This is a genomic window from Polaromonas sp. P1_G1 (assembly GCF_056405595.1).
Map to the genome: position 1 here is coordinate 1 of NZ_JBFUBU010000129.1, position 593 is coordinate 593.

The 593-nt window shown below is 63.7% G+C and carries 1 protein-coding gene; it reads left to right on the forward strand.

All coding sequences use genetic code 11. The annotated features are described in order from the left end of the window. Window positions 1-128 precede the first annotated feature (128 nt). Window positions 129-590: a MarR family winged helix-turn-helix transcriptional regulator gene (locus AC1D1Y_RS26065; protein ID WP_477684902.1), complete on the forward strand. Its 462-nt coding sequence runs from the start codon at window positions 129-131 to the stop codon at window positions 588-590. Window positions 591-593 lie beyond the last annotated feature (3 nt).

Consider the following 593-nt stretch of genomic DNA (forward strand, 5'->3'; position numbering starts at 1 on the left):
TGGCAGGAGTCCGAAAGCCAGTACTGGGGGCCACTGATCAAGAAGATCGGTTTTACCGCCGAGTCCTGACCCTCAGGGGGCACTTATGATGCGGCCTCCCCACCGCAGCCCCATTCCCCCTTACACCCATGGCAACTCGCAAACCCGTCCCGGACGCTGGCGTCGAACAGGTTGACACCCGCTTCCTGGACAGCCTGGTCGGTTACAACGCCAGGCGCGCGACGCTGGTCATCGTGGACGCATTTCTGCGCAACATGGCGGTCTACAGTTTGCGGCCGGTCGACTTCTCCGTGCTGTCGCTGATCCGGCACAACCCGGGCATCACATCGCGGCAGCTGTGTGCCACTCTGGGTATCCAGCCGCCCAACTTGGTCGGCATGGTCAACCAGCTCCAGGCGCGTGAACTGATTCTGCGCCGGCCCCATCCCAGCGATGGGCGCGCCATGGGCCTGCACCTGACCGCTCAGGGGCGTGCCCTGATGAAGCGGGCTGAAACCACGGCCTCCGAACTGGAGGAAGCGGCCACCGCCCGCCTCAGCGCGGCCGAACGCGAAACCCTGATGCAGTTGCTCCAGAAAATCTATCTCTGATTC

What these genes read in the sequence shown, in the direction of transcription:
- AC1D1Y_RS26065 (WP_477684902.1), top strand. Translation starts at nt 129, where the DNA reads ATGGCAACTCGCAAACCCGTCCCGGACGCTGGCGTCGAACAGGTTGAC.